The organism is Bradyrhizobium sp. i1.15.2 (genome assembly GCF_040548425.1).
GTDB lineage: Bacteria > Pseudomonadota > Alphaproteobacteria > Rhizobiales > Xanthobacteraceae > Bradyrhizobium > Bradyrhizobium canariense.
The window spans coordinates 31618-58523 of record NZ_JBEPRQ010000035.1 but is presented as its reverse complement, the minus strand read 5'-3'; the positions used below and the strand labels follow the sequence as shown (position 1 = coordinate 58523).

Here is a 26906-nt window from a genome sequence, read left to right as displayed (position 1 = left end):
CAAGATTGATTTAGATCAAAGATGCCGCGCCTCGGCGGATCTCACCATTGGCCACCCAAGAACGCATGCCGATGGGAGGCTCAACATGAAATCAGGCGCCGCGCTCAAGATGGAACATGACAGCGCAGACGGTTGGAGCGGGTTCCTGCCGGGGCATTGGCAGACCTCAATCGATGTGCGCGACTTCATCGTTCGGAACGTCACGCCGTATACAGGCGACGAGGACTTCCTCACCGGATCTTCGCAGCGCACCAAGCATGTCTGGGCGAAGCTGCAGCCGTATTTCGAAGCGGAGCGGAAGAAGGGCGTGCTCGCCGTCGACGTGCAGAGCCCATCCAACATGCTCGCCCACGAGCCGGGCTACATCGATCGCGACAACGAGATCGTCGTAGGCCTCCAGACCGACCAGCCATTCAAGCGAGCGATCTTCCCATACGGAGGGCTTCGCATGGTCGAGGCGGGGCTAAAGGCCGCGGGTTTCGAGCCCGACGCAGCGGTGCATGAGGCGTTCACCAAGTACCGGAAGTCCCACAATGACGGCGTGTTCGACGCCTACACGCCGGAGATCATGGCCTGTCGCAGGTCGGGCATCATCACCGGCCTTCCGGACGCCTACGGGCGCGGCCGGATCATCGGCGATTACCGGCGGGTCGCGCTCTACGGAGTCGACCGTCTGCTGGAGGCAAAGCGCGCCGAGCGGGCACAGATCGATGATATGTGGCCGACCGACGAAATCATCCGGACCCGCGAGGAGCTTGCTGAGCAGATGCGCGCGCTGGAGGACCTGCGCGAGATGGCCAACCGCTACGGCCAGGACATCTCCAAGCCGGCGGCGAACGCGCAGGAGGCTTTCCAGTGGACCTATTTCGCCTATCTCGGCGCGATCAAGGAAGCCAACGGCGCCGCGATGTCGATAGGCCGGATATCGAGCTTCCTCGACATCTACATCGAGCGCAACCTGAAGGCGGGCATGCTTGACGAGGCGCGTGCCCAGGAACTCTGGGATCAGTTGGTGCAGAAGTTGCGCATCGTCCGCTTCTTGCGCACGCCGGATTACGACGCGCTGTTCTCGGGTGATCCCTACTGGGCGACGGAATGCGTCGGCGGAATGGATCTCGACGGCCGCGCGTTGGTGACCAAGAGCAGCTACCGGATGCTGCACACACTCTACAATCTCGGCCCCGCGCCCGAGCCGAACATCACGGTGCTATGGTCGAAGCACATGCCGGCACCGTTCAAACGCTACTGCGTGAAGGTCAGCAAGGACACCTCCTCGCTGCAGTACGAAAACGACGATCTCATGCGTCCCTTCTGGGGAGACGACTACGGCATCGCCTGCTGCGTCTCGGCTATGCGACTTGGCAAGCAGATGCAATTCTTCGGTGCCCGCGTGAATCTGGCGAAGGCCTTGCTCTACGCGATCAACGGCGGCCGCGACGAGGTGTCGGGCGACCAGATCGCGCCTCAGACCATGCCGGTCACAAGCGAGTTCCTCGACTACGACGAGGTCATGGCCAAGTTCGACATCACCATGGAATGGTTGGCCAAGACATACGTCCACGCCATGAATTGCATCCACTACATGCACGACAAGTATTTCTACGAGCGTCTCGAGATGGCGCTGCACGACCGCGATATCCTGCGCACCATGGCGTTCGGGATTGCCGGGCTTTCGGTGGTGGCCGACAGCCTGAGCGCGATGAAGTACGGCAAGATCCGGGTCATGCGGGACGAGACCGGTTTGGTCGTGGACTACCAGAACGTCGACAACACCGCGACACCGCAGTTCGGCAACAACGACGACAGGGTCGACAAGATCGCCTCGGATATCGTCACAAGTTTCATGGAGAAGATCCGCAAGCATCCGACCTACCGCAATGCGACGCATACTCAAAGCGTGCTTACGATCACTTCCAACGTGGTGTATGGCAAGGCGACGGGAAACACCCCTGATGGCCGCCGCAAGGGCGAGCCGTTCGGTCCCGGCGCCAATCCGATGCATGGCCGCGATAGCCACGGCTGGCTCGCCTCCTGCCTGTCGGTCGCCAAGCTACCTTACAAGGACGCGCAGGACGGTATCAGCTACACCGTGTCGGTCGCGCCGCAGAAGGCTCACCTGTCGGAAAACCAGCTGGTCGACGAAGCGGTGAAGGCCTTCGATGTCTATTTCGACCGCGGCGGTTTCCATATGAACCTCAACGTGATCGACAAGGAGACGCTCGAGGATGCGATGAAGAACCCGGACAAGTATCCGCAACTCACGATCCGGGTTTCGGGCTATGCCGTGAACTTCGTCCGTCTGACGCCGGAGCAGCAGCGCGACGTCATCAGCCGCACCTTCCACGGCCAGATATGAGCCGGGTCGCCATGTCGACGCCCGGAGGTGCGGCCAGGGAGACCGAGGAGCTGAAGGCGGGCAGCCGGCACGACTTGCGGGTCGGCCTTTCTCCGGACGCGCCGGCGGACGACGACGTCAAGGACGACCGAGGCGCCTTCGGCTACTGCCATTCCTACGAGACCTCGTCTCGCTACGACGGTCCGGGGCTGCGGGTGGTGCTGTTCGTGTCCGGCTGTCTCCTTCGCTGCACCTATTGCCACAACCCGGACACCTGGCACCTCAAGGACGGCGCCCATGTCTCCGTCGATCAGGTGCTGCGCCGTCTGGAAGGCTTCGCGCCGTCGATCAAGGCGCTGGGTGGCGGCCTGACCGTCTCTGGCGGCGAGCCGATGGTGCAGATCGCCTTCACCAGGCGCATCTTGGCCGGTGCCCGGAAGATGGGGCTCCACACTGCGATCCAAACCTCCGGCTTCCTGGGAGACCGTGCCGACAATGCTTTCCTGTCGGAGGTCGATCTCGTGCTTCTGGACATCAAGAGCTCGGATCCGGACACCTACCGGCGTGTCACAGGGCGGGATCTGGCGCCGACGCTTCGCTTTGCCGAACGTCTGGCAGCCATGTCGAAACCGGTGTGGGCGCGCTTTACGCTCGTGCCGGGCGAGACGGACGAGCCCGCCAACGTCGCGGGTATCGCTCGCTTCGTTGCGCCGATGAAGAACGTCGAGTGGGTTGAGGTCCAGCCGTTCCACCAGATGGGCGCTTTCAAGTGGGAGTCGATGGGGCTGCCTTACAAGCTCGTCGACACGGCGCCGGCGGATAAGGACCTGGTGAACCGTGTGATCGGCCAGTTCCGTGATGCGGGTTGCAACGTACGTTGACAAAGAGGGAGCCGGCCGTGCCGGGAGCGATCATGCTGGATTTGGCGCGCGACATCATCGGAAGTCAGCCCATCCTGACGGCGTTCCTCGCCATCGGTGTGGGCTATCTGGTCGGCCAGATCAGCGTCGCGGGCTTCTCGCTCGGCGTGGGAGCGGTCCTGTTCGTGGGTCTAGCCATCGGCGCGTTCGCGCCGAAGGCCCAGATTATCGGGCCGATCGGCCTCACGGGGCTTATCATGTTTCTGTACGGTATCGGCATTCTGTACGGCCGCCAGTTCTTCGAAGGCATCTTCGGTTCCGGACAAAAGTACAACCTTCTGGCGCTGGTCGCCTGTCTGGCGGGCCTAGCGGTCGCGCTCGGGCTCGGTCACGTCTTCGGAATCAGGCTCGGACACACGCTCGGGCTCTATGCCGGGTCGATGACCAGTACCGCCTCGCTGCAGGCGGCGCTCGACGTGATGAAGAACAAGGATCCGTCCATCGGCTACTCGATCGCCTATCCGTTCGGCGTCCTCGGGCCTATTCTCTGCATCTACTTCATGACCCGCAACGTGCGGCCGAAATTTCCCGCGAAGACGCAACGTTTCCACATGGGCGAGATCGCGATCGGCGAGAGCTTCGCCGGACGCACCTTGGGCGACGTGATGTCCGGACCGCTTGGCAGCGTGCAGGTGACCATGCTGCGCCAAGGCGGCCGCAACTTCGTGCCGTCCGCTGACGCCGTGCTCGCCGCAGGCGATGCGGTCATGGTGACCGCGGAGCGTCAGGAGGACATCGCTCGTGTCGCCGCTCAGGTGGGTCGGCTGGAGCCCGGACGGCTCGCCAGCGACCGGGCCGACCTCGACTACATCCGCGTCTTCGTCGGCAAGGCGTCTGTCGTCGGCGTGCCGCTCTCGAATTTGCCGATGCCGGCTGGCTATCCGACGCATCTGCTGCATGTGCGCCGCTACGACGCGGACCTGGTGCCGGCGCCGGATCTGATGCTCGAGTTCGGAGACCGGGTCGGCGTGCTGACGCCGCCCGATAAGAAGGAGGAGATTCGGCGCCACTTCGGCGATACCGTGAAGGCGGCCGCCGAGTTCAGCTACGTCTCGTTGGGGCTCGGAATGGTGATGGGTGTGCTCCTCGGGCTCATTCCCATTCCGATCCCGGGCATCGGCGTCGTCACCCTCGGCATCGGCGGCGGCCCGCTGATCGTCGCGCTCATCCTCGGCAGGCTGCGCCGCACCGGCCCCATGCTGTGGACCATGCCCCTGCCGGCCAACATCGTGCTGCGCAACTTCGGCCTCGCGATGTTCCTCGCCACGGTCGGCGTCAACGCGGGCCAACCCTTCGTGCGTACCGTCTCCGAGTCTGGCTTCACGATGCTCTTCATCGGCATCGCAGTGCTGCTGACGACGGTCGCCATCGTGCTCCTGGTCGGCCACTACGTCATGAAGATTCCTTACGACGACCTCGTCGGCGTCGCTTCCGGCGCGACCGGAAATCCGGCCATCCTGGTGTACTCGACCAAAATGGCGCCGACCGAACGCCCGGACATCGGCTACGCCATGATCTTCCCGTCTATGACGCTGGTGAAAGTGCTCGCCGCGCAGATCGTCGGCCTGCTCGCGGGCGGCGGCGCGGCCGGCTGAGGAGCCTGGGGATGTCGGACCGAGCGCCCGCGCCGCAGCCCGCGATCTTCAACCTGCAGGCCTTCAGCCCGGCCGAGATCAAGGAGGCGGTTGAGAAGGTCGGGGTCAAGAAGGCGCAACTGCCGTTCGCGGCATCCCTGATGCTCGCGGTGGTCGCCGGCGGCGGGGTAGGCTTCGGCGCACTTTACTATACCGTCATCGCCTCGGATCCTACGCTGGGCTTTGCGGCGACGCGGCTGCTCGGCGGGCTCGCCTTTACGCTCGGTCTGGTGCTCGTGCTGGTCGGCGGCGCCGAACTGTTCACCGGCAACAACCTGATCGTGATGGCTTGGGCCAGCGGCAAGGTCTCGACGTTGACGATGCTCCGCAACTGGACCGTGGTTTTTATCGGCAACTTCCTCGGCGCTCTCGGCCTGGTCGTCCTGGTCTTCCTGTCTCATCACCTCGACATGAACGACGGGCGCGTTGGCCTGTCGGTGCTGAACACGGCCGCCGGCAAGATCCGGCCCGACGTCCTGACGCTGTTCGTCAAGGGCATCCTGTGCAACGTGCTGGTCTGCGCGGCGGTCTGGCTCGCCTATGCCGGCCAGTCGGTCGCGGACAAGATCGTTGCGGTGGTGCTGCCGGTCTCCGCCTTCATCGCGGCTGGGTTCGAGCATTGCGTCGCCAACATGTATTTCTTACCGCTCGCCTGGCTGCTGGTACGCACGGGGCACACGCCGGAGGGATTCGACAGCTCGGCGATCACTGCTAGCGGGATCCTCCACAACCTCGTTCCGGTGACGCTCGGCAACGTCGTGGGCGGCGCCGGTATGGTGGGCATCGCATACTGGACGATCTACCGTGCGGCGTTCGGCAAGGAGCGCGTTGGCGGCAAGTAGACACCGGATTTCGAAAACCTCGAGCAAAAGGATCATGGTCATGCCGCTGCGGAATGCCGACTGGGCGCCGAACCGAGAGATTCCCGTAGGCAAAGGGGCCACTCTCCAGCAGTTCTTTGCCATTTCCGGCCAAGACCGCTTCGAGATCAGCGTCGCGCCGTGGGGTGAGGGGCAGCTCAAGGTGAACGGCGAGGAGATCGCCAGGACCGCAGAGGCCAAAGACCGGAGCCAGGCCTTCGCTACCCTGAAGCAGGCGGCGCAGCGCTATGCGCGCGGCGAGTCCCTGGAGCAGCCGAAGAAAGGAAATGCCCGCTTGATTCCTGCGGTCAAGGCCAAGCTGCTGGAGGGTAAGAGGGGGCTGATCGTGGGCATAGCGAACGACAAGTCGATCGCGTGGGGCTGCGCCGCGGCTTTCCGCGCCTTCGGCGCTGAGCTCGCCGTCACCTACCTAAACGACAAGGCCAGGAAGCATGTCGAGCCGCTTGCGCAAGCGCTGGAAGCTCCGATCGTCATGCCGCTCGATGCGCAGGTCCCCGGCCAAATGGAGGCGGTCTTCGAGCGCATCGGCAAGGAGTGGGGCAGCTTGGATTTTGTAGTGCACTCTATCGCCTTCGCGCCCAAGGAGGCACTGCACGGACGGGTCATCGATGTGCCGCTGGACGGCTTTTTGACCACCATGCACGTTTCCTGCTGGACCTTTCTGCGCATGGCAAAGCTCGCCGAGCCGCTGATGAAGACGGGCGGGACTATATTCACGATGACCTACTACGGTAGTCGGTCCGTAGTTAAGAACTACAATGTGATGGGCGTCGCGAAGGCCGCGCTGGAGAGTGCGGTGAGGTACGCAGCCGCAGAACTAGGCCCGAAGGGCATCAGGGTACACGCGATATCTCCGGGGCCTTTGGCTACCCGCGCCGCGTCAGGCATTCCTGAGTTCGACAGGCTGCTCGAGAAGGCCAAAGAAAAGGCGCCGGCACGCCGCCTCGTGAGCATTGAGGACGTCGGTGCCGCGACGGCTTTCCTCGCGCACGACGTCGCTAGGCTAATTACCGGGGATACCATCTATATCGACGGCGGGTACCACTTGGTTGACTGACCCCGCCGCAGCCCTTCTTCGGCTCAAACGCCCACATCAGAAATGTGACGGCCTCAGTCTGGAAGACTGAGGCCCGGGCGTCGACGTACCGTTGGGGTCGGTACTCTCCAGTTCTAGTCACGAGGATGCCCATTTGCGTATTGTCCTTGTGGACAATCAGCACGTCGTCCCTCTCACACATCTGCGGACCGCCCGACGGGTATGACGGACAGTCGTCCTTGCTACGCACACGCCGTTGATACGTGTCCTGCCGACGCCGCAGGCAGCAGCGACTTCCGTAATCAGGCCTTCGGGCTGCGCAATCGGGGCAGGTGTCATCGCCTGAGCCGGTACTGCGAAGAAGAAGGCGAATGCAGCGATTCCGGGCGACCTGATCATATCAACCTCCATAGAAGCGTCCGATCGCCCGGCCAGCGCGGCGAAGCGATGGATGCGTCTCTCTCAAATTGAGGGCCGCTTCAGCAGGAGACTTGAGATAGATCGAATCTACTTAGGTCACCTGCCCAGCGCCCGTCGTCACTGACCCTCTTGGCCGAGGTGCAGTGCCAAACGGACGGTGTGTGGGTCCCCGTTCCCGTCCCGCCTGAAGCCAAACTTGCCGAGCACCACCAGCATTGACTTATTTTCGGGCAGGACCTCCGCAGTCAGCTCGCGCAATCCGTTATTGGAGGCGATCTCGCCAAGGTGGCGCATCAAGATGGAGCCGATGCCTCGGCCCTGCCAAGCGTCGATGACGACGAACGCCACCTCGGCTCGTCCGGGCTCAAACACGACATATCGAGCGCCTCCGACCATCATTGTCCGTTCGGGATTCTCGACCTCGCACACCAGCGCGACGTGATTCATGAAGTCGACATCCATGAAGAACGCGCGCTCCTTGTCAGAGAAATGACGTTTGATCCCAAAAAAACGGCGCTGCAACGACTGCTTGCTGGTCTGATCCAGCGCGTCGAGGACAGCCGTCTCGTCGGTCGGCCGCAACGCTCGGATTTCAGCCGTGCTGCCGTCCCGCAAGTGTTCCGTCACGCTGTAATGAGCGATGTCCGACATGCGAGGTCTTGGCTCGGGCGGCCGGAAAACACGTCGGCCTGAGGCTCGTCTATGAACGGGCGGTCGGTTGACCGTTTGATTTGTATCAAGGGCCCGCAAAAAGCGGGCGGCCTGAATCTCGGCAGTCAGCTCGACAAATTCGGGCGGGATGACCGACGTGACACGACTGGGTCGGCGTACTCGCCGTCCAGCATTGACCTATATCAAAGGCCTGCAGTTGCGGCGGGCTTTGGATGGATTCATGCGACACAGAGGTCGGAGCATGCAGATGGAAGTGCCTGGATCGCCCGGTGGTCCGATGTCCGGCCTCGTCGCGTCGGCGGTTGAATACATGGTCGATGCGGGACAACGGAGCATACTCTTTCTCGATGTGATGCGCCGGCGCGGCGACCAATATCGGGAGCACGTCGCCCAAACCGCTCCCCACGTTCTGCAATATGCGGCCGAACTGATCATCGATGGCCGCAAGCTGGACGAACCCGTCAATTACGCGCTTGTCCGCATCATCCCGCCAGCCGGCACCCAAATCGATTCCGCGCGGCGGCCGTTCATCGTGATTGATCCGCGCGCCGGGCACGGTCCAGGCATCGGCGGGTTCAAGGCCGACAGCGAGATCGGCGTCGCGATGAAGGCGGGACATCCCTGCTACTTCATCGGCTTCCTGCCGGAGCCGATGCCGGGCCAGACGATCGAGCGCGTCGCGCGTGCCGAGGCACTGTTCATCGAACACGTGATCAGCCGTCATCCGGATGCTGACGGGAAACCCTGCGTCATAGGCAATTGCCAGGCCGGCTGGGCGGTCATGATCCTGGCTTCGGTTCGGCCCGATCTGTTCGGCCCCCTGATCATAGCCGGAGCCCCGCTCGCGTACTGGGCGGGCGTGCATGGCAAAAATCCGATGCGATATTCGGGCGGCCTGCTGGGCGGAAGCTGGCTAACTGCGCTCGTCAGCGATCTCGGCGGTGGGAAGTTCGATGGTGCCTGGCTGGTCCAGAACTTCGAAGGCCAAAACCCGTCGAACACGCTCTGGACCAAGCAGTACAATGTCTATTCGAAGGTCGATACCGAAGCCGATCGCTACCTTGAATTCGAGCGCTGGTGGGGTGGGCACGTCAATCTCAACGCGGAGGAGATTCAGTTCATTGTCGACGAACTCTTCGTTGGCAACAACTTGGCCGCCGGCAATATCACCCTATCCGACGGGCAGAAGGTAGACCTGCGCAACATCAGTTCGCCGATCGTGGTGTTCTGCTCCAAGGGCGACAACATCACTCCGCCGCAGCAGGCGCTGGGTTGGATCCTCGAATGCTACGCCGACGTGGATGACATCAGGGCCTATGGGCAAACGATCGTTTATACCGTTCACGAGAGCGTCGGCCATCTCGGCATCTTCGTCTCGGGCGGCGTCGCCAAGAAGGAGCACGCTGAATTTTCCAGCAACATCGATTTAATCGATGTACTACCGCCCGGCCTTTACGAAGCGACGTTCGAAGCCAAGGACGAGGAAACCACCAGTTCCGATCTCGTTGTTGGCCAATGGGTAATGCGCTGCGAGGCCCGAACGCTTGAGGATATTCGGGCCATGGGCGGCAATTCGCCTGAGGACGAGCGCCGCTTTGCCGCGGCCAAACGCGTCTCGGAGCTTAATCTTGCCGCCTATCGCAAGTTCGTGCAGCCGTGGATCAAGGGAATGGTAGCGCCGCAAACGGCAGAGTTGATGCGTAATCTGCATCCGCTACGGACGCAGTATGAGGCGTTCAGCAGCCAAAATCCGTGGATGAAAGCGGTGAAATCGGCAGCGGAAGGGCTAGAAGAGAACCGCAAGCAGGTTTCGAAGGACAATCCGTTCCTGGCATTTCAGGAGCAGGTCTCCAAGCAGATCGTTCATGCCCTGGACAGCTGGCGCGATTCGCAGGAGGCGATGAGCGAGGCGATCTTCCTCAACGTCTACGGCTCGCCGGCGCTACAGGCGGCGGTCGGCATAGATCCGAAAGCTGAACCGTCGCCCCGGCGCGAGATGCCGGCCGAACACCGTGCCATGCTCGACAAACGGATCGCCGAGCTCCGATCCAGGATTGGCGAAGGCGGGCTTCGCGAGGCGGCCATCCGCGCCCTGCTTTATATCGGCTCGGCGAGAGGAATGGTGGATGAACGCAGCATCGAGGCGTTGCGTCAGGCTCGTCGCGACGATAGCGGAGCGCGATTAACGCTCGCCGAATTTAAGATGCTGGTTCGCGAGCAGTTCTTCATGCTGCTGCTCGATCGCGAGGCGGCGCTGGCCGTTATCCCGAAGTTGCTTCCCGACGATGTCGATCAACGCCGCGCGGCTTTCACGACGATGAGCGAGGTGCTGTCGGCCAGCGAGGACATCACAGGCGAGCGCGCCAGCCGTCTGCAGCGTGTCGCCCAGCTGTTCGGTCTCGACGCCGAAACGTCGGGGAGGGCGTCGAACGTTGCCCCTTTCGACCCCAAGGCCAAGGCATCGTAACACTGTCTGGAAGGAACCGGCTCATGTCAGCCGACACGTCGCCGACACAGTCTCCGAGCAAGTACGACCGTTTGATCGCCGCCGCGCAGGCCGTGCCGCCGGCGCCAACTATCGTTGTGCATCCCTGCGATGAAAGCTCATTGCGCGGCGCTGTCGATAGTGCACAGGCCGGCATTATCCGGCCGCTCCTGGTCGGACCTGAAAGGAAGATCCGGGATACGGCCGCCAGGCACGGTCTCGACATCGCGGCCTTTGAGCTTGTTGACGCAGCACATAGCGATGAAGCCGCTGCAAAGGCGGTAGAGCTGATCCACGCCGGAAGAGGTGAGCTGTTGATGAAAGGCAGCTTGCACACAGACGAATTGATGCGCGCCGTCACCGCGAAGGCCGGGGGTCTGCGCACCGACCGGCGCATCAGCCATGTCTTCGTGATGGACGTGCCGGCCTATGCCGAGACCATCTTCGTGACGGACGCGGCCATCAACATCTTCCCTGATCTGGACGCCAAACGCGACATCATCCAGAACGCGATCGATCTGTACGTGGAAGCTGGGTTCGGCAAATCGCCGCGCGTGGCAATCCTGTCAGCGGTTGAAACCGTGACCTCGAAAATTCCGTCGACGATCGAGGCGGCAGCACTCTGCAAGATGGCGGACCGCGGGCAGATCACCGGAGGGATCCTCGACGGACCGCTGGCTTTCGACAACGCGATCGACGTGGAGGCGGCGCGGATCAAGGGGATCAAGTCCGAGGTCGCCGGTCGCGCGCAGATCCTCGTCGTTCCTGACCTGGAGGCCGGCAACATGCTGGCAAAGAATCTCGCTTATTTCGCCAAGGCGGACGGCGCCGGCATCGTGCTCGGTGCCCGGGTCCCGGTCGTCCTGACGTCGCGCGCGGATTCGGCGCGTGCGCGGATGGCCTCGTGCGCGGTCGCTGCGCTGTATGCCCATGCCCGGCGCCGGCGTGCTCCAACGATTGCCGCGTGAACGCCATGGACACCATCCTTGTGGTCAATGCCGGCTCCTCCAGCGTCAAGTTCCAGGTCTACTCGATCGAGGGTGACGGAATATTGCGGCGACAGCTGAAAGGGCAGATGGATGGGATCGGCAGCCGCCCGCGTTTACGCGCGAGTGGCTCCACCAGCGATCCGCTTGCGGATCGCGCCTATCCAATCGAGGCGGTGCCGGACGTTCCGGCCGCGATGGACATTGCCGGCGCCTGGTTGCGGGACGAGCAACGCATTCACCCGATCGCTGTCGGTCATCGCGTTGTTCACGGTGGCCCGGACTACGACCGGCCAATTCAAATCGATCATGGTGTCGTGACCCGGCTGGAGCGGTTCATCGCGCTCGCACCGCTGCATCAGCCGCATAATTTGGCGCCAATCCGTTCGATTCTCGGCAATTTACCAGAGCTTCCGCAGGTCGCCTGTTTCGATACTGCATTTCATCGCACGCATAGCGCCGTGGCCGATCATTATGCGATCCCGCATCATCTTTATGCCGAAGGCGTGCGTCGCTACGGCTTTCACGGTCTCTCCTACGAATACATCGCGAAGACCTTGCCCAAGGTCGCGCCGAAAACCGCGAATGGGCGGGTGATCGTCGCTCACCTCGGAAGCGGCGCCTCGATGTGCGCTCTTAGCGCGGGACGAAGTGTCGAGAGCACCATGGGCTTCACCGCCCTCGACGGGCTTCCGATGGGAACGCGCCCCGGTCAGATCGATCCCGGGGTTGTGCTCTATCTCATTTCCGAGAAGGGGATGTCGGCCTCCAATATCCAGAACTTCCTTTACCGCGATTGCGGCTTGAAGGGGTTATCCGGCATCAGCAACGATATGCGGGAGCTGGAGAGCAGTGAGGATCCGAGAGCCAGACTGGCTATCGATTATTTCAGCTATCGCATAGGGCTCAATGCGGGGATGCTTGCCGCAGCGCTGCAGGGGCTGGACGCCTTTGTGTTCACAGCCGGCATCGGCGAAAATTCCGCAACAATTCGCGCGCATGTCGTTCGTCAGCTCGCGTGGCTGGGCGTCACCCTCAATCAAGCCGAGAATACGCGCCACTCACCGCTGATCTCGGGTCCGGACAGTCGCATTCCAGTCTATGTGGTGCCGACCGACGAGGAACTGATGATCGCGCAGCATACTCTGTCAGTGCTGATGAAACGAACATCGACCAATCAAAGACAGGAGAGGGCATCATGATTCCCGTATTCCCGGATACCAAGATTGCCCTGAAGGGGAAAAAAGGCCTCGTCGTGGGCATCGCCAACGACCAGTCGATCGCCTGGGGATGCGCCAAGGCCTTTCGCGCCCTCGGCGCCGATCTCGCCGTCACCTATCTGAACGAGCGCGCAAAGAAGCATGTCGAACCTCTCGCGCAGGCACTTGAAGCCTCTATTTTCATGCCACTCGATGTGATGACGGAGGGACAGACCGAAGACGTGTTCGGGCGGATCGAGAAGGACTGGGGCCAGCTCGATTTCCTGCTTCACTCGATCGCATTCTCACCGAAGGAAGCCTTGCACGGACGTGTGGTGGACGTCGCTCGCGACGGCTTCCTGAAGACGATGGAGGTCTCCTGCTGGTCCTTCATGCGCATGGCGCATCTGGCCGAGCCGCTGATGAAGAACGGAGGCACCATGTTCACGATGACTTATTACGGCAGTCAGATGGTGGTTGAGAACTACAACGTCATGGGCGTGGCCAAGGCTGCGCTCGAGGCTTCGGTGCGCTACATCGCTGCCGAGCTGGGCCCGAAGGGCATCCGCGTGCACGCGATTTCGCCCGGACCGCTGGCCACGCGCGCGGCATCAGGCATTCCCGAATTCGATGAACTGATGGACAAGGCGCAATCGAAGGCCCCGTCGCGCAGTCTCGTCAGCATTGACGACGTCGGCAATGCCACGGCATTTCTCGCGCTCGACGGAGCCAAGCTCATTACGGGAAGCGTTCTCTATATTGATGGTGGTTATCACATCATCGATTGATGAGGACGGGACGCGACTCAGCGATAGTGCAGGGCGATTAGCTCGGCCACGCAGGCCGGTCGATTGCCGCCTTCGATCTCGATGACCAGATGATAGTTCACGCGCAGCCCGTCGGGAGGGACGTCCTCCGTCTCAGCAACGCTGACGCGGCCACGCAGCTTTGAGCCCGCCGGGACCGGCGAAAGGTACCTGATCCTGTCGGCGCCGTAGTTCAGGGTGTTTCGGAGGCCTTTCAACCCCATCACCGAGCGGATGAACATCGGTGCCAGCGCCAGGGACAGCATGCCATGGGCGATGGTGGTGCCGCCGGGCATTTCTTTCCTCGCGCGCTCCTGGTCGACATGGATCCACTGTTCATCGCAGGTCGCTTCCGCAAACTTGTTGATCCGATCCTGCGTCACCTCGATCCAGTCGCTGGCGCCGATTTCGGTGCCGACCGCAGATCTTATCTCATCAAAATTGCCGAATATCCGCATGTCCTTCACCTTCAGATCATCATCTCCGGGACATGGTCGCCGACGAGGAGGTCGGCTTCTGTCGCAGCCGTCACTTCGCCGATCGTGACGCCCGGCGCGGTCTCAAGAAGCGTCGCCCTGCCATCGGCAAAGCCGATCACAGCCATGTCGGTGACGACCAGATTCACTGGCCGCGCCGATGTCAACGGCAAGCTGCATTTCGCAACAATCTTCGGCTTGCCCTTTGCTGCGTGCTGCATGGCGACGATGACCCGCTTCGCGCCGCTCACGAGATCCATGGCGCCGCCCATGCCGGGAACCATCTTGCCCGGGATCATCCAGTTGGCGAGATGGCCATGGGCATCCACTTGAAGGCCGCCAAGCACCGTGACGTCGACATGGCCGCCGCGGATCAGTCCGAACGACATCGCGCTGTCGAAGGTCGAGGCCCCGGGCAGCGCGCTGATCGGGCGCCCCCCTGCGTCCGTTAGCGTCGGATGCGCCAGGCCTTGCTCGGGGATAGGCCCCGTTCCGATCAGGCCGTTTTCCGACTGGAAGAATACCTTCAGGTCCGTTGGCACGTAGTTCGCGACCAGCGTTGGGATACCGATTCCGAGATTGACGAGGTCGCCGCTCCGAAGCTCCTTGGCGACGCGCCGGGCGATGATGATCTGCGGATCCATGTCGTCACCCGTTTGTAATGAGGTAGTCGACGAGCGGCGCCGGGGTGACGACATGGTCGGGCGCGATCACGCCGATTGGCACAATGTTCTCCGCCGTGACGATCACGGTGTCGGCGGCCATCGCCATGACTGGATTGAAGTTGCGCGAGGTCAGTGCGTACGCCAAGTTGCCGAGGTAGTCGGCAAGGAAGGCGTGCACTAGCGCAAACTGTGCACGCAAGGCTGTCTCCAGCAGAAAAGGCTTTCCGTCGACTTCGATCTCGCGCTTCCCCTGAGCAACCAGCGTGCCGACGCCGGTTGGCGTCAAAACTCCCCCCAGCCCGCATCCACCCGCACGAATGCGCTCGACGAACGTTCCCTGCGGTACCAGATCAACAGCGATCTGGTTTGTCAGCATCTGTTGCTGTGCCTTCGCATTGAGACCGATATGCGTTGCGGTCAATCGCGCGACCAGCGCCGCGTCAAACAGCTTGCCGACTCCCTTGCCGGGGATCGCCGCGTCGTTGCAGATCAGCGACAGACCGCCCTTCTTCTGACGCACCACTTCGTCGAGCAGACGCTCCGGTGTTCCGACACCCATGAACCCACCGACCATGACACTCGCCCCGGCCGGGATCATTGCGACGGCTTCTTCGAGGGAAATGGCCTTCATGAGGGAGAACTCCGGTCGGCGCGTCTAGGGCGGCCAATGAATCCTGAAGGGCCGAGGTCGCGCTGCTTTGATCTGCGTCAAGGCTCTCCATCATTCGCGGACGATTCCTACGCTCGCGAGCGTGTCGTGCCAGAGCTTGCGCAGTTCGGTGTGTCGGCTTTCCAGGACTGTGTTGATGGTGTCGCGGAAGGGTAATAGGTCGGGACCTTTCAGGAACAGAATCTGTGCCTGTAACAGACGCCCGCTCTCGAACTCGATGCGGCGCAACGCCATCACGAAGGGGTCATTCGCGTTTGCCTCGACCGGTAGCAACGCCGCTGGCCGGATTGCGGCGTGGACGGCATGCGCGAGCGTGGCGAGATGGACTGCTTGCCAAAGAGAGCGATCGGCAATGCCTTCGTTCGGCGGCGAAAGCCAGGCGGCCTCCCAGGATATGGCCATATAGCCCAGGGCGAGGTCCGGCACCCATGTGGTTGCGCGCATCAGAAGCGAGACGATCTCGCTCTCTCGGTAGAACTGAGCGTTCAATTCTGTCTGCCAACCGGCCTCGAACTTCGCCGGCAGGGCGAGGGCGAATTGCCTTGCGAGAGCGCCATGGGCCGAGATCAGGAAAGCGGCGACGCGGGTCTGCTGGCCGTGTGGCACGCGGCCTTCGAAGTCGAGTGGTCCGAGAAGTCCGCTCATGCCCCGGTCCTCTGGACGGGGATGGCACGCAGATGGTCGTAGCCGGCGGGAAATGGAGAGAGCTCACCACCAGGATCTTCGGGCGCAATCCAAACCGCTTTGTTACCTTGCCAGCGTCCAGCCAGCACGTCATCGGCGAAGCGCGCGAGCAGGTCGGCTGTGAGCGCACCCTTCTCCAACGTGAAAGCGTGATAGGCCCTCTGGATGATCACGAGCGCGCTGTTGGGGATTTCGACCCGCAGGGTCTCGTGTAGGGCGCGCGGCGTCAGGAAGTCGAACTCTCCGTTCAGGATCATGGTTGGGACGGCGATCGAGGCGAGTTTGGGCGTCAGCGGCTGGAAGTCGAGGAACGACTCCATCAGGTTCTGCAACGCGTAGAGGTCATTGACCAACCAGCCCTGCCGCTTGACCCCGTCGAGCTTGTCCAACAGCGGCTTCAACCATGCATCGGACAGATTCATCGGCAGCAGCAGATCCTGGAGATAGCCGGTTCCACCCAAAATCAAGCCGGTGCGCAGTGCGTTGCCGATCAGGAGAAGCTGAGGCGAAAGCTCGGCAAAGCAACTCATTGGCACCAGCCCCGAGAGGCGCGCCCCATGCTCGATCGCGTAGCGCAGCGCGATCAGACCGCCGAAGCTAATTCCACTGAGGAAGACCGGACCTTCACCGAGCATCTCGATCAGGCGATGTAGCGCAAGGACATGGTCGTCCTGTTCGATGAAAAGCGTCGGCTTATCAGAGGCGCCCTGGCCGAGGAGATCGAATGTCGCAACGCGAAATCCTCGTGCGATGAGCGCGTCGCGATAAGCGGTCCACAGTTCGGAATATTGGGTCAGTCCATTGACCAGCACGTAGGCCGGCGCCGTCACAGGACCGTCGAGCTCATACCGGATCCGGTAGGAGCCGTGCGTGAGGAAAGGCATCGCGGCGCCCCGGCATGTAACTCGTTCTCAAAACAGTCTCGCGCGGGCGGTGCGAATTCCCTTGCGCTAGATCAAAGGTCGCGCCGCGTCCCCTCCTAACCTTTGACAAAAATCACAACCTGCCGGAGGAATTCGCCATGATCGGGAGACATGTCATGCGGCGATATCTCATCAGCCTGCTGTTGCTGTTGATCGGGACATCGCTCGCGATTGCGCAGCCCTTCACGCGCCGCTCGTCGCAGATGCAGCATGACGGGCTGAAAAAGACCTACGAGATCGCGAATTTTCGACTGGGGGGCAAGTACGATCTGGCCGATCCCTCGAAGTGGGAGAATGGCGGCGAGGGCGGTGTCACGCTGGAATCGCTTGGTGCCGGCAAACTGCACTCGGCTTATATCGCCGTCGGTACGCCGCGGCGCAACGCGGCCGGTGAGATCACCAATGCCGTTGTCATCAACTCATACTATTCCGGCGACTCCACCGACATGTATGAGCAGTGGGTCAAGGGCACCGCCTTATCCGGTACCGTGCCGATCATCGGCCCAGGTCGGCCGATCGACACCGACCGCTACTACGTTGTCATGGTCGACCCGCTCGGGACCTGGGGGGCCAGCAAGCCGTCCGATGGGCTCGGCATCAAGTTTCCGCAGTACAGCTACTATGACATGGTGCAGGCGAACTACCGCATGTTGCGCGACGGCTTGAAGGTCAGCCGTGCCGCGTTGGTCACTGGTGTATCGATGGGCGGCACGCAGACCTATGTCTGGGGTGTGATGCACCCCGAATTCATCGGCGGCCTAATGCCGATCGGCGGCACCACGCAGTCCGACGCCGAGGATCCCGTCGGCAACTGGACCTTTCAGCTGATGACGGCGGCAATAGAAGCCGATCCAGTCTGGCAGGCCACGAAGGGTGATTACTACAACCTGCCTAAGGAAAAGCACCCTTTGCCAGGCGTTGCCTTTGGCTGGTCGGTGCTCGGGCTGACCGGCTACGACTTCGCGTTCCGAACCACGCAAAGCTTCGCAGCAGTGCAACCCGAGGTGTTTTATTGGGAGCCGCCGAATGAGAAGGCAGGCAGCAGCGTAGTCACGCGAGCCAAGCTTTACGACGCCGTCGATCTTGTCTGGCGGAACCGGGTGGGCGAGACCCACAACGTCAATTCCTATCTCGGCCGTATCCAGGCCCGCACGATGGTGATGCACATCACTAACGACCAGTGGCTCAACTACAAGCTGGCCGAGCGAGCCGTCGATCGAGTGCCAGGCGCTCAGATCATCGCCGAGGAGAGCCCGGTCGCCCATTACGGCGTGTTCTCGATCGTCAATCATCGCAAGAACGATCCGAAGTTCGTCGCATTCATGGATGACGTGGCAAGCCTCGATCGTGCGCAGAAGTTCGTTGACAAGAACTATCGCGTGCCCGGCGTTGCCGAGAATATCGACCCTAAAAAGTCGTTCTGGAAAGGGTTCGTGACCTATCCCTATCCGGTCAAATACGCCAATGCCAAAGACAAAAGCGGCAATTCCTGGCAGATCGGCTACATGGATGAATACGCCGGCACGGAGAAGGATCCGAAGGTCCTCGTCGTCATCCATGGCAAAGGCGCTTTCGGCGGTCACTACGGCAACATCATGCAGTATGCGCTGCGCAGCGGCCTTCGCGTGATCGTGCCCGACCTGCCGCATTATGGCATGTCCGGACCCGGCAATCTCGACAAGAGTCCGGCGCGCACGATGCAGGACATGCGCGAGGTCATCTACGACCTCGTCGCCAACCAGCTAGGCGTCAAGAACGCGTATTATCTCGGCCATTCGCTCGGCGGGCAGTTCGTGATGGGCTACGCTCTGACTTGGCCGGATGCGGTGCAGGGCCTGGCGCTGGAGGCGCCGTCCGGTCTTGAGGAGTATCCGCGCGAGATAACCATCTCAAAGGGCAAGAAGGCGCCGCTGTTCGACCGTTCGTTCGATCACGACTTTGACAAGTGGAGGGCGACCTGGGACCAGACCGGGATCCTCGCCGCAGAGAAGGCGCGTGACGAGCAGAACATCCGGGACTTCTTCTACTTCAAAAAGCGTGACCCGGAGAACGGCGCGGTGTCGGCGGCGAAAAGCGGCTATTTCTTCAGCGACAGCGAATATGCCCGCCTCCACACCGAGCAGCGCGTCGGGCTGACCAAGGGCAATCCGAAGGAGATGGAGCAGTGGTGTAACATCTTCATCTACGACATCTACACGATCGGCGCGGAGCTCCAGCAGGACGATCCGAAGAACCTCTACGAGCGGCTCACGCAGATCAAGGCGCCGATCTTCCTCGCCTTCGGGGACAAGGAGCCGTTCATCCCGACGCCGGCATTCAACGGGCTGACGGACCTCGGACGCGACGCCATTACTCCGTTCATGACACGCATGACCAATGCGGGCAATCGCCCAATCCTGAAGATCTACCCAGAGACCGGGCACTTCATCCACACGGATAACCCCGTCGAATACCCGGTAGACGTCATCGATTTCGTCACCAAGGGAAGTGTCGATACCTCCTCGCCGCTTGGGACCGACCGCATGATCAAGGGCTCGGTGGTCTCTGCCTTGCCGGTGGCGCCGACGCCGGCCGGTGCCGCGCCCACCGCCGGTCTGAACAAGTAGGACCTGTTCATGCCAAGGGTGCAGGCGGGCGAAATCCAGCTGGGCTGGCGAGAGTGGGGACGAGGCGACGTCACGGTCGTCTTCATCCATGGCAATCTCGCCAGCAAGGACTGGATCGAGCTCGCTGCCCCGCTGTTTCCTTCTGGTCTTCGCGTCATCGGCATCGACTGGCGCGGCTGCGGCGACAGCGACCGGCCGAAGCCTACCGTCGACTACACCAACTACACGATGCAGCAGCATGCGGAGGACATGCTGGCCGCGCTCGATACGCTGCACATTGGATACTGCCATTTAGCAACGCATTCGACTGGCGGCATCATCGCGGCCCGCATGCTCCTGATGCAGCCACAGCGATTCGGGCGGGTATTTGCGCTTGACCCGGTCACGCCGCTCGGCATGGCTTTTAATGCCGACCAGATCGGGCTGTTCCGCGCCATGATGGCGAGCAAGGAAGTGACGCGGTCAGTGATGGCGACCGCGGCCTCATCGCTGTTCGTTCCGGAGAGCATGGCGCCGAATATGATTCCGCAATTCCGAGCCGGGATCACAGACATCCAGGCGCTTTTCGACCGGATTATCGAGCAGACCTTTGGCGTCTCGGAGGGCATCTGGATCGGCACGCCGGTCAATCTCACCCGCGAGCGGGAGAGTCGGGAGCTGGAGCGCCGGATGCCGAATATCGGGCATTCGCATCTGGTCTTGTGGGGTGAGTGGGACGGCTGGATTCCGCCTGCCGACTTAATCATGATGGCGGAGGCAATGCCGGATTGCCGCCTTGTCATCGTGCCTCGTGTCGGACATTCGATGAATCTTGAATTGCCCGCGCTCTACGCCGGCTATTTCGGCGCATGGTTCGGCGGACTTGCGAAGTAACTAGAGGAATGAGCCATCGCCGACATCAATCCATCCGCCGAAGGCATTCGGACGATGCTAGCCGAGACGCTCAGCCGTTTGCGCATCGCCAACTGAGGCGCTCAGGCTTCTTTCCAGCTGCTCGAAATATTCAGCAGCAGACATCGCCCGCGTAAAGGTCGGCACATCAGCTTGACACATTGTTCTCTATTTGTTCTATTGAGAGAGATCTCAGGTTTTTCAATGCCCACACTCGAATATGTCCGCTCGGAAATCGAGCGCATGCGCTCGCAGGTAAGCCGCCAGCGCAAGGAAATCCTTCAATTGCAGCGAGCCGGGTTATCTACCGCCTCGGCTGAGACCGTGCTTCGCATGCCGAGCAAGGTGGATGACCTCTGCGCTGAGCGAGACCGGCAGGTGTTGGCTGCAAAGGAAAGCCCAACCTATGCGTCCGGCAAGCCGATAAGGGGCACTCCGGCAAACCGCAGGATGTAATGGACAACCTTCGGCGGTTTCCGGCGCCGTGGGTGATGGTGGAGGAGGAGCAATGTTTCCGCGTGAAGGACGCAAACGGCTTCTCCGTCTGCTCTGTGCCCCACCGCGAAGACCTTCACCGACGCCCGTATCAATATGCCGAGCAATTTCTGACCCGAGACGAGGCGAGAAGGATTGCAAAGGCAATCTCCCGGTTGCCGGAGCTGCTGAAGCGACCACAGTATTGAGGCGTTCCGCTGGAAGAACGCTCTGTCACATCGCGTTCCCTAGCCGTTCGGCGCCTTCAGCGCTGCGACGAAAAATAGAACATGGCAACTACCGCCAGCCCAACGATTGCCACGCCGACCCAGCCCCACGCATCCTTGATGTCTTCCTCGTCGCTCGGCTCGAACAGGGCTCGTATGAGGCCAAAGCCGATGGCGACCGCAGCTGCGGTGCCAAGCAGGTCGGATAGCGTGAGGCTGGCAAAGGGTTTGTGCGAGATGTCTGCCGGCCAATAGGCGTAGAGTAATAGAAACGCCACAGCATAGGTGGCGAGCCGCCCGAACACACCGAACGGACGAAGCCATTTGCGGCGTTTTTCAACAGCAGCTTGTGCCTGTTGCTGCTTGCGCTCCCGTTCAGGCGCCGTGTAGTCCTCCGGCGGTGGGAGATCGTTCTCGTGGTGCCAGATCAGATCTTCCAACGCGGACGCTGTCGGCGGTGGCTGAGCGCGCTGCGATTGCTTGATTTTGAGTGCGCTATCGCGCTTTGGACTGCGGGAGCCGATGACTAGCAGCACCACAATCCCCAACGCAATCAGCGTTCCTCCGACAATCTCGATCATGGTGCCTTGCTCTCGGAGATTATTGGTCCCTGTTCGCCGGCTTTATGGGCTTCACGTCATAGCCCATCGAGTGGCATGCGATTTGATCCCCATACCGCGCATCGCGGTCGCGACGTTCCGCGGCCAGAGCTTTCCAGCGGGCGATCTCAGCATCGGCGGCTTCGTGGTCCAAATACATGTTCATCGGGAGGAAGGCGTCTTTCCGCGATATCAGCTCGCCTGTCTCGGCATCCACAATGTGAAGCTGACCATTGCCGAAATACTCTTTGTTAAATCGGGAAAGTTCCGCCATTGCTTCGGCACTATTGGCATCGCCCATGTCCTTATGGCCAAGATCCCGATCCCAATCAAAGACGAGTCTTTCGTTCGGAAAGTCCAATCGAAATCGCATTTGCGTTCGCCCGTCGGGCGACTCGAATATCAAGAGAACGGAATGCAGGGTGTCGCGGTGCATTTCCTTTATTGTCAACTTCGACAGGGGCGCAAACGGTGGGTGTCGCCGGAGTTGAACGCTAATGAGGGGGATATCCACCATTGGTGTGCAACTGGGGTCGTCGCCGCGGACGAGATGGTTCACCAGTTCGTCGCCGAAAATGCGCTTGAAGCCCTCAAGTTCATATAGGTGTTTGGAATATTGCGTCGTCCTGCGTTCGACGCCAAAAAATTCCTCGACGGCTATCTCGGCAAGCGTCAGCATAATCGGACGTTCTGACCGAAGCCGGCGAGCATCAGCCGGATCGTCGGGGTCAATAACGGGGTCGCCGCTCGCGTGTGCCATGGCGCATCGACCCGACGCATAGAGATGCGCACCGATGTCAACAATGCCTTGCTTACGAAGCTGTTCAAGCGCGTCCTTCGCACGATGGTGGAGCCCACCAGCGATCTGGGTGTTGATCCATGCGACCTGACGCTGCCAGCCGCGCCCCAGCGCGACTTCGAGAACTCGGTACAACGACAAGAAAGAATATCCCGGATGATTTAGGCCGCGCCCCTCGCGCATCAACGCCAGCGCAAGCATCGCTCGGTTGTCATTTGGTTCCGGAAAATATGATAGGTCGAATTCGTCGCAAATGGAGAAGCCAGTTGACTTGTTACGCCCCATGGGCCGCGGCAACCCGCCGCCGGTCATTTCATCGACGAGGAAGCCTCCTTCCAGCACCCACGATAGGGTGCTGATAAATTGCATTATCAGACGTTCGCATTCCGGCTGAGTTCGTCCTGGTGGCACCATCATCGCGACCGCTGGAAAGTGGTCGGTCGTAACCGGCATGATCCAGACCGTCTCACCCCGGTACTGAACTTTTTGGGAGTGCACCGGCCACGTCGCACCGGTTTGGATATTAGCGACGAGCCAGTAGCCGTGGACGGCAAGCTCACCGACGATGACTTCCTTGACCTCGGGAATCTTTAAATTCAGCATTTCAGCTCGCTTACAGATTCGTCTCGCTTAGGATGAAAAACTCGGAATGCTTGCGCATGAGAATTCCAGTTAAAGAAGATGGGATTGCATGAAGAACGTAGTACGAGGCTTTGGCTGCCAACGGACGGGCTGTTCGGCAGAAGTTGGTCGGGGAAACCTGCAGGGCAAACTATGGGCACTCTCAACCTTGAAGGCAGAATCGATATTTCAATTGAGGCAATGCGATTACCGACTTGATCATCGTGGCGAACAAGCCTTTAGCGACTCGCATCGAGTACACACGCCCGCACCTTGGGATGGTGCAAACACCATGCCCGAAGGATCGATTGACTGACGAGAATTGATCGCGCGCATATCCTTCTGCACCGTCAATAGCCCAACAGGCGTACCGTCCGCGTTCAGCTCGACAAATACGTGAGCCCCCATGCGGTCAGCGAAAGCAAAAGCCTTGTTTCCGATGCCGGGGGAGATGCCGATCCGCGCGTATTGACCGTCGTTTTGGTTGGTGTCGGGCGCTGAAGTGATAAAAATATTGTCGCTGAAGCCTTCGATTTTGCACCTCAGCACATCAGCCCGCGTGTCGGTCGCCAGGACGGCGAGCGTCAGCGCGGCGATTATTGTCGTCCTCGTCATTTGTCGTCGAGCCCATCGAGAGTTCGCATTGCCGCAATCATCAGAGTCTGCCGGAAGAGGTTTAGAGGAACCGCAAGCTCCGATTTCAAGTCAACCCGCTTAGCGAACACGGCAAGATCGGCAACCTGATTAAAGCTGTAGGCCAGACTGATGAATTGAACTGCCTCTGCCGAACGCGCGTTGTTGACTTGTGCCTTTTGAAGCAAAGGTACCTTTTGGAGACATTCGGAAAATGTTTCCTTGAGTCGGTGCCGTGCCCATTCCTTGGTTGAGACCAGACGGTTTATTCGTTTGATGTCAGAGGTTTTCGATTCCGCAGTTACCCATGCATCCTCGGCGGGCGTGTTGGTCGGCACGGTGTCGAGGACTTCGCGACAATAGGCCTCGAACCGTCGCGCCAGTTCAACTCGGTTCGCCGGGTTGAAGGCATGATCGAAAGAAAGGCGGAATAGCTCGCCTTCAGCCGAAGGAGGCGCGGTGGCCGTCGCCTGCGAATGGGCCGCTGTCGTGGCCGGGCCGAGCATCAGCCCGAGCGTCAGCAGTGCGAACGGCATCTTGGCCACGGGATTCGTCATCCGCTGATTGTAGCGCGACCGTTATACGCGCCGCCAGCCTGCACCCTCGTCCACACGGCTTCATAGGCATTCATATAATTTTTCGGGGCCGGGTCGTCTGCGGATCGCGACACGAATGTAGACACTGCGGCATCATGGCATTGATTTTATTATGCTTTTAATGCCAATACTTTCCCTCGCGCAGGGAAGGCCGAGTGATTGGCTACACCTGTATGCCGCTGTGCGGTTTTCCTGCGTGTGCTTTTCGCGCAGCGGACCGCGGGTGCCAGGTCAGCACCCGGCCTTCCCTGCGCCCTCTTGGACAAGAGGGTGGAATGACCAAGCAAAGCTCGGGCGAGATCAGCCGCGAGGCTGCGAAGCTGTGTCTGCAATTCAAAAATGCGAGCTGGAAGCGTCGCGTTACCGCGTCATACTCCGTCATTGCGAGCGCAGCGAAGCAATCCAGAAATGCATCCGTGGAAAATGTCTGGATTGCTTCGTCGCAAGAGCTCCTCGCAATGACGACGTGGAGGCAGTTTCGCTTGATCGCGCTAGGCTTCCCGCATCACCGTCCCGCTGGTGCAGACATCGCGCCGTTGGAATAGCGCGACCAGTCGGGCTCGGTCGGCTGCGACGGCCACAGCGCGGCGTTGGAGTCGCGCACCGACTGGGTGATGGGATGGGGTTGCGCCTTGCGGACATGACGGCGGTCGTTCGCCGCGGCAGTCTGGATGATGGCGGCGGCAATCAGCGTCGCGCCGAGAATGATAAAGGTCTTTTGCATCGTTACTTTCTCCCGTAACGGCGCCCGGCTGTGAGATGTTTGTGTGGTCGCCGTTGCGGCTGACATGGCGATGCGCCCAGCCGATATCAGCGTTCGCGACATCACATTGGGGCGAGCCAATTTTCTAGCCTCGGCTAAATATTCGGCAATCGCGCCCGCAGCCCCGATGGACTTGACCTGCGCAATCCGGTTCAATGGGCCAAATCTGGTTTCTGGGCGACAATGATGTCGAAATATCTGCTGGTCCTTCTGCTGATCGCCTCGCCGGCCGTGGCGCAGGTCAAGCTGACCCCAAAAACCTCGGCGGCGCATCCGGACCCCTGCGCGCCGATCGGACGGACCGCGGACGGCAAGCTGGTCTACTCCATGAAATGCGAGAATTTGCCGGTGCCGCCTCCGCCGCCGCAGGCGGAACTGAGGGAGGCGCCGCAGCCCGCCGCCGAGCCGGAGCCCGAGACGCGGCGGAGCGGCGTTTTCGGCTGGTCCTACGACCGCAGGTAACCGGCCGCGCCCCTTGCGCGAAGCCCGACGGAGTGCTCTTTGCCTGAAAATTCCCCGTGGGGCCACCGCCCCCGATCCAGAGAGATGAGATGACCAAACTCGTGATCCGCGCCGGCGACTTCACCTTCGATGCCCGTTTCGAGGAGCAAGCGGCGCCCAAGACTGTCGCCGCGTTCCGCAAGGCGCTGCCGTTCGAAAGCCACATCATCCACGTGCGCTGGAGCGGCGAGGGCGTGTGGATGCCGCTTGGCGACCTCGATTTCGGTGTCGGCTACGAGAACCACACCAGCTATCCTGCGCCCGGCCAGATCATCCTCTATCCCGGCGGCATCAGCGAGACGGAGATCCTGATGGCCTATGGCGGCGTGCACTTCGCGAGCAAGATGGGCCAGCTCGCCGGCAACCATTTCATCACCTTGACGTCCGGCCTGGAGAATCTGGCGACGCTCGGCAAGAGCGTGCTGTGGAAGGGCGCGCTGCCGATCCGCTTCGAGGAAGTCTGAGTGACTGGTACCCGCTACCCGCGCGATCTCCGCGGTTACGGCCGCAACCCGCCGCACCCGCAATGGCCCGGCAACGCGCGGGTCGCGGTGCAGTTCGTCGTTAATTTCGAGGAGGGCAGCGAAAACAACATCCTGCATGGCGACCCTGCCTCGGAAGCGTTCCTGTCCGACGTGCTCGGCGCACAGCCTTGGCCCGGCCAGCGCCACGCCAATATCGAATCGATGTTCGAATATGGCTCGCGCGCCGGCTTCTGGCGGCTGTGGCGGATATTCAGCCAGCGGAAGTGGCCGACCACCGTGTTCGGCGTCGCCACAGCGCTGAAGCGCAATCCGGAAATCGTTGCTGCCATGAAGGAGGCGGGCTGGGACATCGCCAGCCACAGCCTGAAGTGGATCGAGCACAAGGACATGACCGAGGCGCAGGAGCGCGCGGAGATCGCGGAAGCGATCCGCGTCCACACCGCGGCGACCGGCTCGCGGCCGCTCGGCTGGTACACCGGACGCTCCTCGATCAACACCAACCGTTTGGTGATGGAGGAGGGCGGCTTCCTCTATCTCAGCGATTCCTACGCAGATGATCTGCCCTATTGGGTCAAGGGCGCGAGCGGCAAGCAGCTCGTCATTCCCTACACGCTCGACGTCAACGACATGCGCTTCATCAATCCACAAGGCTTTGCCGAAGGCGAGCAGTTCTTCACCTACCTGAAAGATGCCTTCGACGTGCTCTATGCCGAAGGCGAGAGCGCGCCGAAGATGATGTCGGTAGGCCTGCACTGCCGTCTCGCCGGTCGCCCCGGCCGCGCGGCGGGGCTGATCCGCTTCCTCGACTACATCGGCAAGCACGAGCGCGTCTGGGTGCCGACGCGTTTGCAGATCGCACAGCATTGGCACGACAAGCTCGCGCACCTTGCGGCCGACGCATTCGAGATCGGGTGAGGGC

General features: G+C 61.3%; 26 protein-coding genes. 15 read left to right on the top strand and 11 right to left on the bottom strand.

Going from position 1 to position 26906, the window contains the following annotated elements; translation table 11 throughout:
- Positions 1–85: 85 nt before the first annotated feature.
- From pflB to fabI (ABIB80_RS35445), 5 genes are all read left to right on the top strand, one after another.
- On the top strand, positions 86–2356 hold the full coding sequence (gene pflB / locus ABIB80_RS35465) for a formate C-acetyltransferase (RefSeq protein ID WP_354129214.1): 2271 nt from the start codon (positions 86–88) through the stop codon (positions 2354–2356).
- Between the two features lie 11 nt (positions 2357–2367).
- Positions 2368–3216 carry a pyruvate formate-lyase-activating protein gene (gene pflA / locus ABIB80_RS35460; protein WP_354129213.1) on the top strand — a complete coding sequence of 283 codons (849 nt, stop codon included), beginning with the start codon at positions 2368–2370 and terminating at the stop codon, positions 3214–3216.
- 32 nt (positions 3217–3248) lie between these two features.
- Entirely contained in the window at positions 3249–4850 is a 1602-nt protein-coding gene (locus tag ABIB80_RS35455; protein WP_354129212.1) for an aspartate:alanine exchanger family transporter, read from the top strand.
- Positions 4851–4861: 11 nt separating this feature from the next.
- On the top strand, positions 4862–5731 hold the full coding sequence (locus tag ABIB80_RS35450; RefSeq protein ID WP_354129211.1) for a formate/nitrite transporter family protein: 870 nt from the start codon (positions 4862–4864) through the stop codon (positions 5729–5731).
- A 313-nt stretch (positions 5732–6044) separates the two neighbouring features.
- Positions 6045–6827 (top strand): enoyl-ACP reductase FabI, encoded by a 783-nt coding sequence (gene fabI, locus ABIB80_RS35445; protein ID WP_354129224.1) that lies wholly within the window; start codon positions 6045–6047, stop codon positions 6825–6827.
- Between the two features lie 516 nt (positions 6828–7343).
- On the opposite strand, the gene ABIB80_RS35440 is transcribed toward fabI (ABIB80_RS35445), so the two are convergent.
- Positions 7344–7877, bottom strand: a complete 534-nt coding sequence (locus ABIB80_RS35440) for a GNAT family N-acetyltransferase (protein ID WP_354129210.1) — start codon at positions 7875–7877, stop codon at positions 7344–7346.
- A gap of 262 nt (positions 7878–8139) precedes the next feature.
- Here ABIB80_RS35440 and ABIB80_RS35435 point away from each other — a divergent pair, with 262 nt between their 5' ends.
- The 4 genes from ABIB80_RS35435 to fabI (ABIB80_RS35420) are packed head-to-tail and all read left to right on the top strand — an operon-like array spanning position 8140 to position 13356.
- Positions 8140–10365, top strand: a complete 2226-nt coding sequence (locus tag ABIB80_RS35435; RefSeq protein WP_354129209.1) for a DUF3141 domain-containing protein — start codon at positions 8140–8142, stop codon at positions 10363–10365.
- A gap of 23 nt (positions 10366–10388) precedes the next feature.
- Positions 10389–11351 carry a phosphate acetyltransferase gene (locus ABIB80_RS35430; protein WP_354129208.1) on the top strand — a complete coding sequence of 321 codons (963 nt, stop codon included), beginning with the start codon at positions 10389–10391 and terminating at the stop codon, positions 11349–11351.
- Between the two features lie 5 nt (positions 11352–11356).
- Entirely contained in the window at positions 11357–12571 is a 1215-nt protein-coding gene (locus ABIB80_RS35425) for an acetate/propionate family kinase (protein ID WP_354129207.1), read from the top strand.
- A complete protein-coding gene (gene fabI, locus ABIB80_RS35420) occupies positions 12568–13356 on the top strand; it encodes an enoyl-ACP reductase FabI (RefSeq protein ID WP_354129206.1) in 789 nt (262 codons plus the stop codon). The genes ABIB80_RS35425 and fabI (ABIB80_RS35420) overlap by 4 nt, the downstream gene beginning before the upstream one ends.
- Positions 13357–13373: 17 nt before the next feature.
- Here the strand turns inward: fabI (ABIB80_RS35420) and ABIB80_RS35415 are convergent, their stop codons facing one another.
- From ABIB80_RS35415 to ABIB80_RS35395, 5 genes are all read right to left on the bottom strand, one after another.
- Positions 13374–13832, bottom strand: a complete 459-nt coding sequence (locus ABIB80_RS35415) for a MaoC family dehydratase (RefSeq protein ID WP_007601243.1) — start codon at positions 13830–13832, stop codon at positions 13374–13376.
- An 11-nt stretch (positions 13833–13843) separates the two neighbouring features.
- Complete coding sequence (locus tag ABIB80_RS35410) at positions 13844–14494, bottom strand: 3-oxoacid CoA-transferase subunit B (RefSeq protein ID WP_354129205.1); 651 nt, start codon at positions 14492–14494, stop codon at positions 13844–13846.
- Between the two features lie 4 nt (positions 14495–14498).
- Positions 14499–15146: a CoA transferase subunit A gene (locus ABIB80_RS35405; protein WP_354129204.1), complete on the bottom strand. Its 648-nt coding sequence runs from the start codon at positions 15144–15146 to the stop codon at positions 14499–14501.
- 90 nt (positions 15147–15236) lie between these two features.
- Positions 15237–15830, bottom strand: a complete 594-nt coding sequence (locus ABIB80_RS35400; RefSeq protein WP_354129203.1) for a hypothetical protein — start codon at positions 15828–15830, stop codon at positions 15237–15239.
- Entirely contained in the window at positions 15827–16753 is a 927-nt protein-coding gene (locus ABIB80_RS35395) for an alpha/beta fold hydrolase (RefSeq protein ID WP_354129202.1), read from the bottom strand. The genes ABIB80_RS35400 and ABIB80_RS35395 overlap by 4 nt, the downstream gene beginning before the upstream one ends.
- Positions 16754–16908: 155 nt before the next feature.
- Here ABIB80_RS35395 and ABIB80_RS35390 point away from each other — a divergent pair, with 155 nt between their 5' ends.
- From ABIB80_RS35390 to ABIB80_RS35380, 3 genes are all read left to right on the top strand, one after another.
- On the top strand, positions 16909–19398 hold the full coding sequence (locus ABIB80_RS35390; protein WP_502918763.1) for an alpha/beta hydrolase: 2490 nt from the start codon (positions 16909–16911) through the stop codon (positions 19396–19398).
- 9 nt (positions 19399–19407) lie between these two features.
- A complete protein-coding gene (locus tag ABIB80_RS35385; RefSeq protein WP_354129200.1) occupies positions 19408–20271 on the top strand; it encodes an alpha/beta fold hydrolase in 864 nt (287 codons plus the stop codon).
- Positions 20272–20493: 222 nt separating this feature from the next.
- Entirely contained in the window at positions 20494–20745 is a 252-nt protein-coding gene (locus ABIB80_RS35380) for a hypothetical protein (RefSeq protein WP_354129199.1), read from the top strand.
- 283 nt (positions 20746–21028) lie between these two features.
- On the opposite strand, the gene ABIB80_RS35375 is transcribed toward ABIB80_RS35380, so the two are convergent.
- From ABIB80_RS35375 to ABIB80_RS35355, 5 genes are all read right to left on the bottom strand, one after another.
- Positions 21029–21571 carry a hypothetical protein gene (locus ABIB80_RS35375; protein ID WP_354129198.1) on the bottom strand — a complete coding sequence of 181 codons (543 nt, stop codon included), beginning with the start codon at positions 21569–21571 and terminating at the stop codon, positions 21029–21031.
- 19 nt (positions 21572–21590) lie between these two features.
- Positions 21591–22991 (bottom strand): methylamine utilization protein MauJ, encoded by a 1401-nt coding sequence (gene mauJ / locus ABIB80_RS35370; RefSeq protein ID WP_354129197.1) that lies wholly within the window; start codon positions 22989–22991, stop codon positions 21591–21593.
- 237 nt (positions 22992–23228) lie between these two features.
- The gene (locus tag ABIB80_RS35365; RefSeq protein WP_354129196.1) at positions 23229–23624 is read right to left on the bottom strand and encodes a hypothetical protein; all 396 of its coding nucleotides are present in this window, start codon (positions 23622–23624) and stop codon (positions 23229–23231) included.
- On the bottom strand, positions 23621–24187 hold the full coding sequence (locus tag ABIB80_RS35360) for a hypothetical protein (protein WP_354129195.1): 567 nt from the start codon (positions 24185–24187) through the stop codon (positions 23621–23623). Before ABIB80_RS35360 ends, ABIB80_RS35365 begins: the two co-directional genes overlap by 4 nt.
- Positions 24188–24743: 556 nt before the next feature.
- On the bottom strand, positions 24744–24962 hold the full coding sequence (locus ABIB80_RS35355) for a hypothetical protein (RefSeq protein WP_354129194.1): 219 nt from the start codon (positions 24960–24962) through the stop codon (positions 24744–24746).
- Between the two features lie 222 nt (positions 24963–25184).
- Here ABIB80_RS35355 and ABIB80_RS35350 point away from each other — a divergent pair, with 222 nt between their 5' ends.
- From ABIB80_RS35350 to puuE, 3 genes are all read left to right on the top strand, one after another.
- Positions 25185–25463, top strand: coding sequence for a hypothetical protein (locus ABIB80_RS35350; protein ID WP_007601447.1), 279 nt, complete (start codon positions 25185–25187; stop codon positions 25461–25463).
- Between the two features lie 89 nt (positions 25464–25552).
- Entirely contained in the window at positions 25553–25966 is a 414-nt protein-coding gene (locus tag ABIB80_RS35345) for a DUF3830 family protein (RefSeq protein WP_007601448.1), read from the top strand.
- Positions 25967–26902 (top strand): allantoinase PuuE, encoded by a 936-nt coding sequence (gene puuE, locus ABIB80_RS35340; RefSeq protein ID WP_354129193.1) that lies wholly within the window; start codon positions 25967–25969, stop codon positions 26900–26902.
- Positions 26903–26906: the final 4 nt, after the last annotated feature.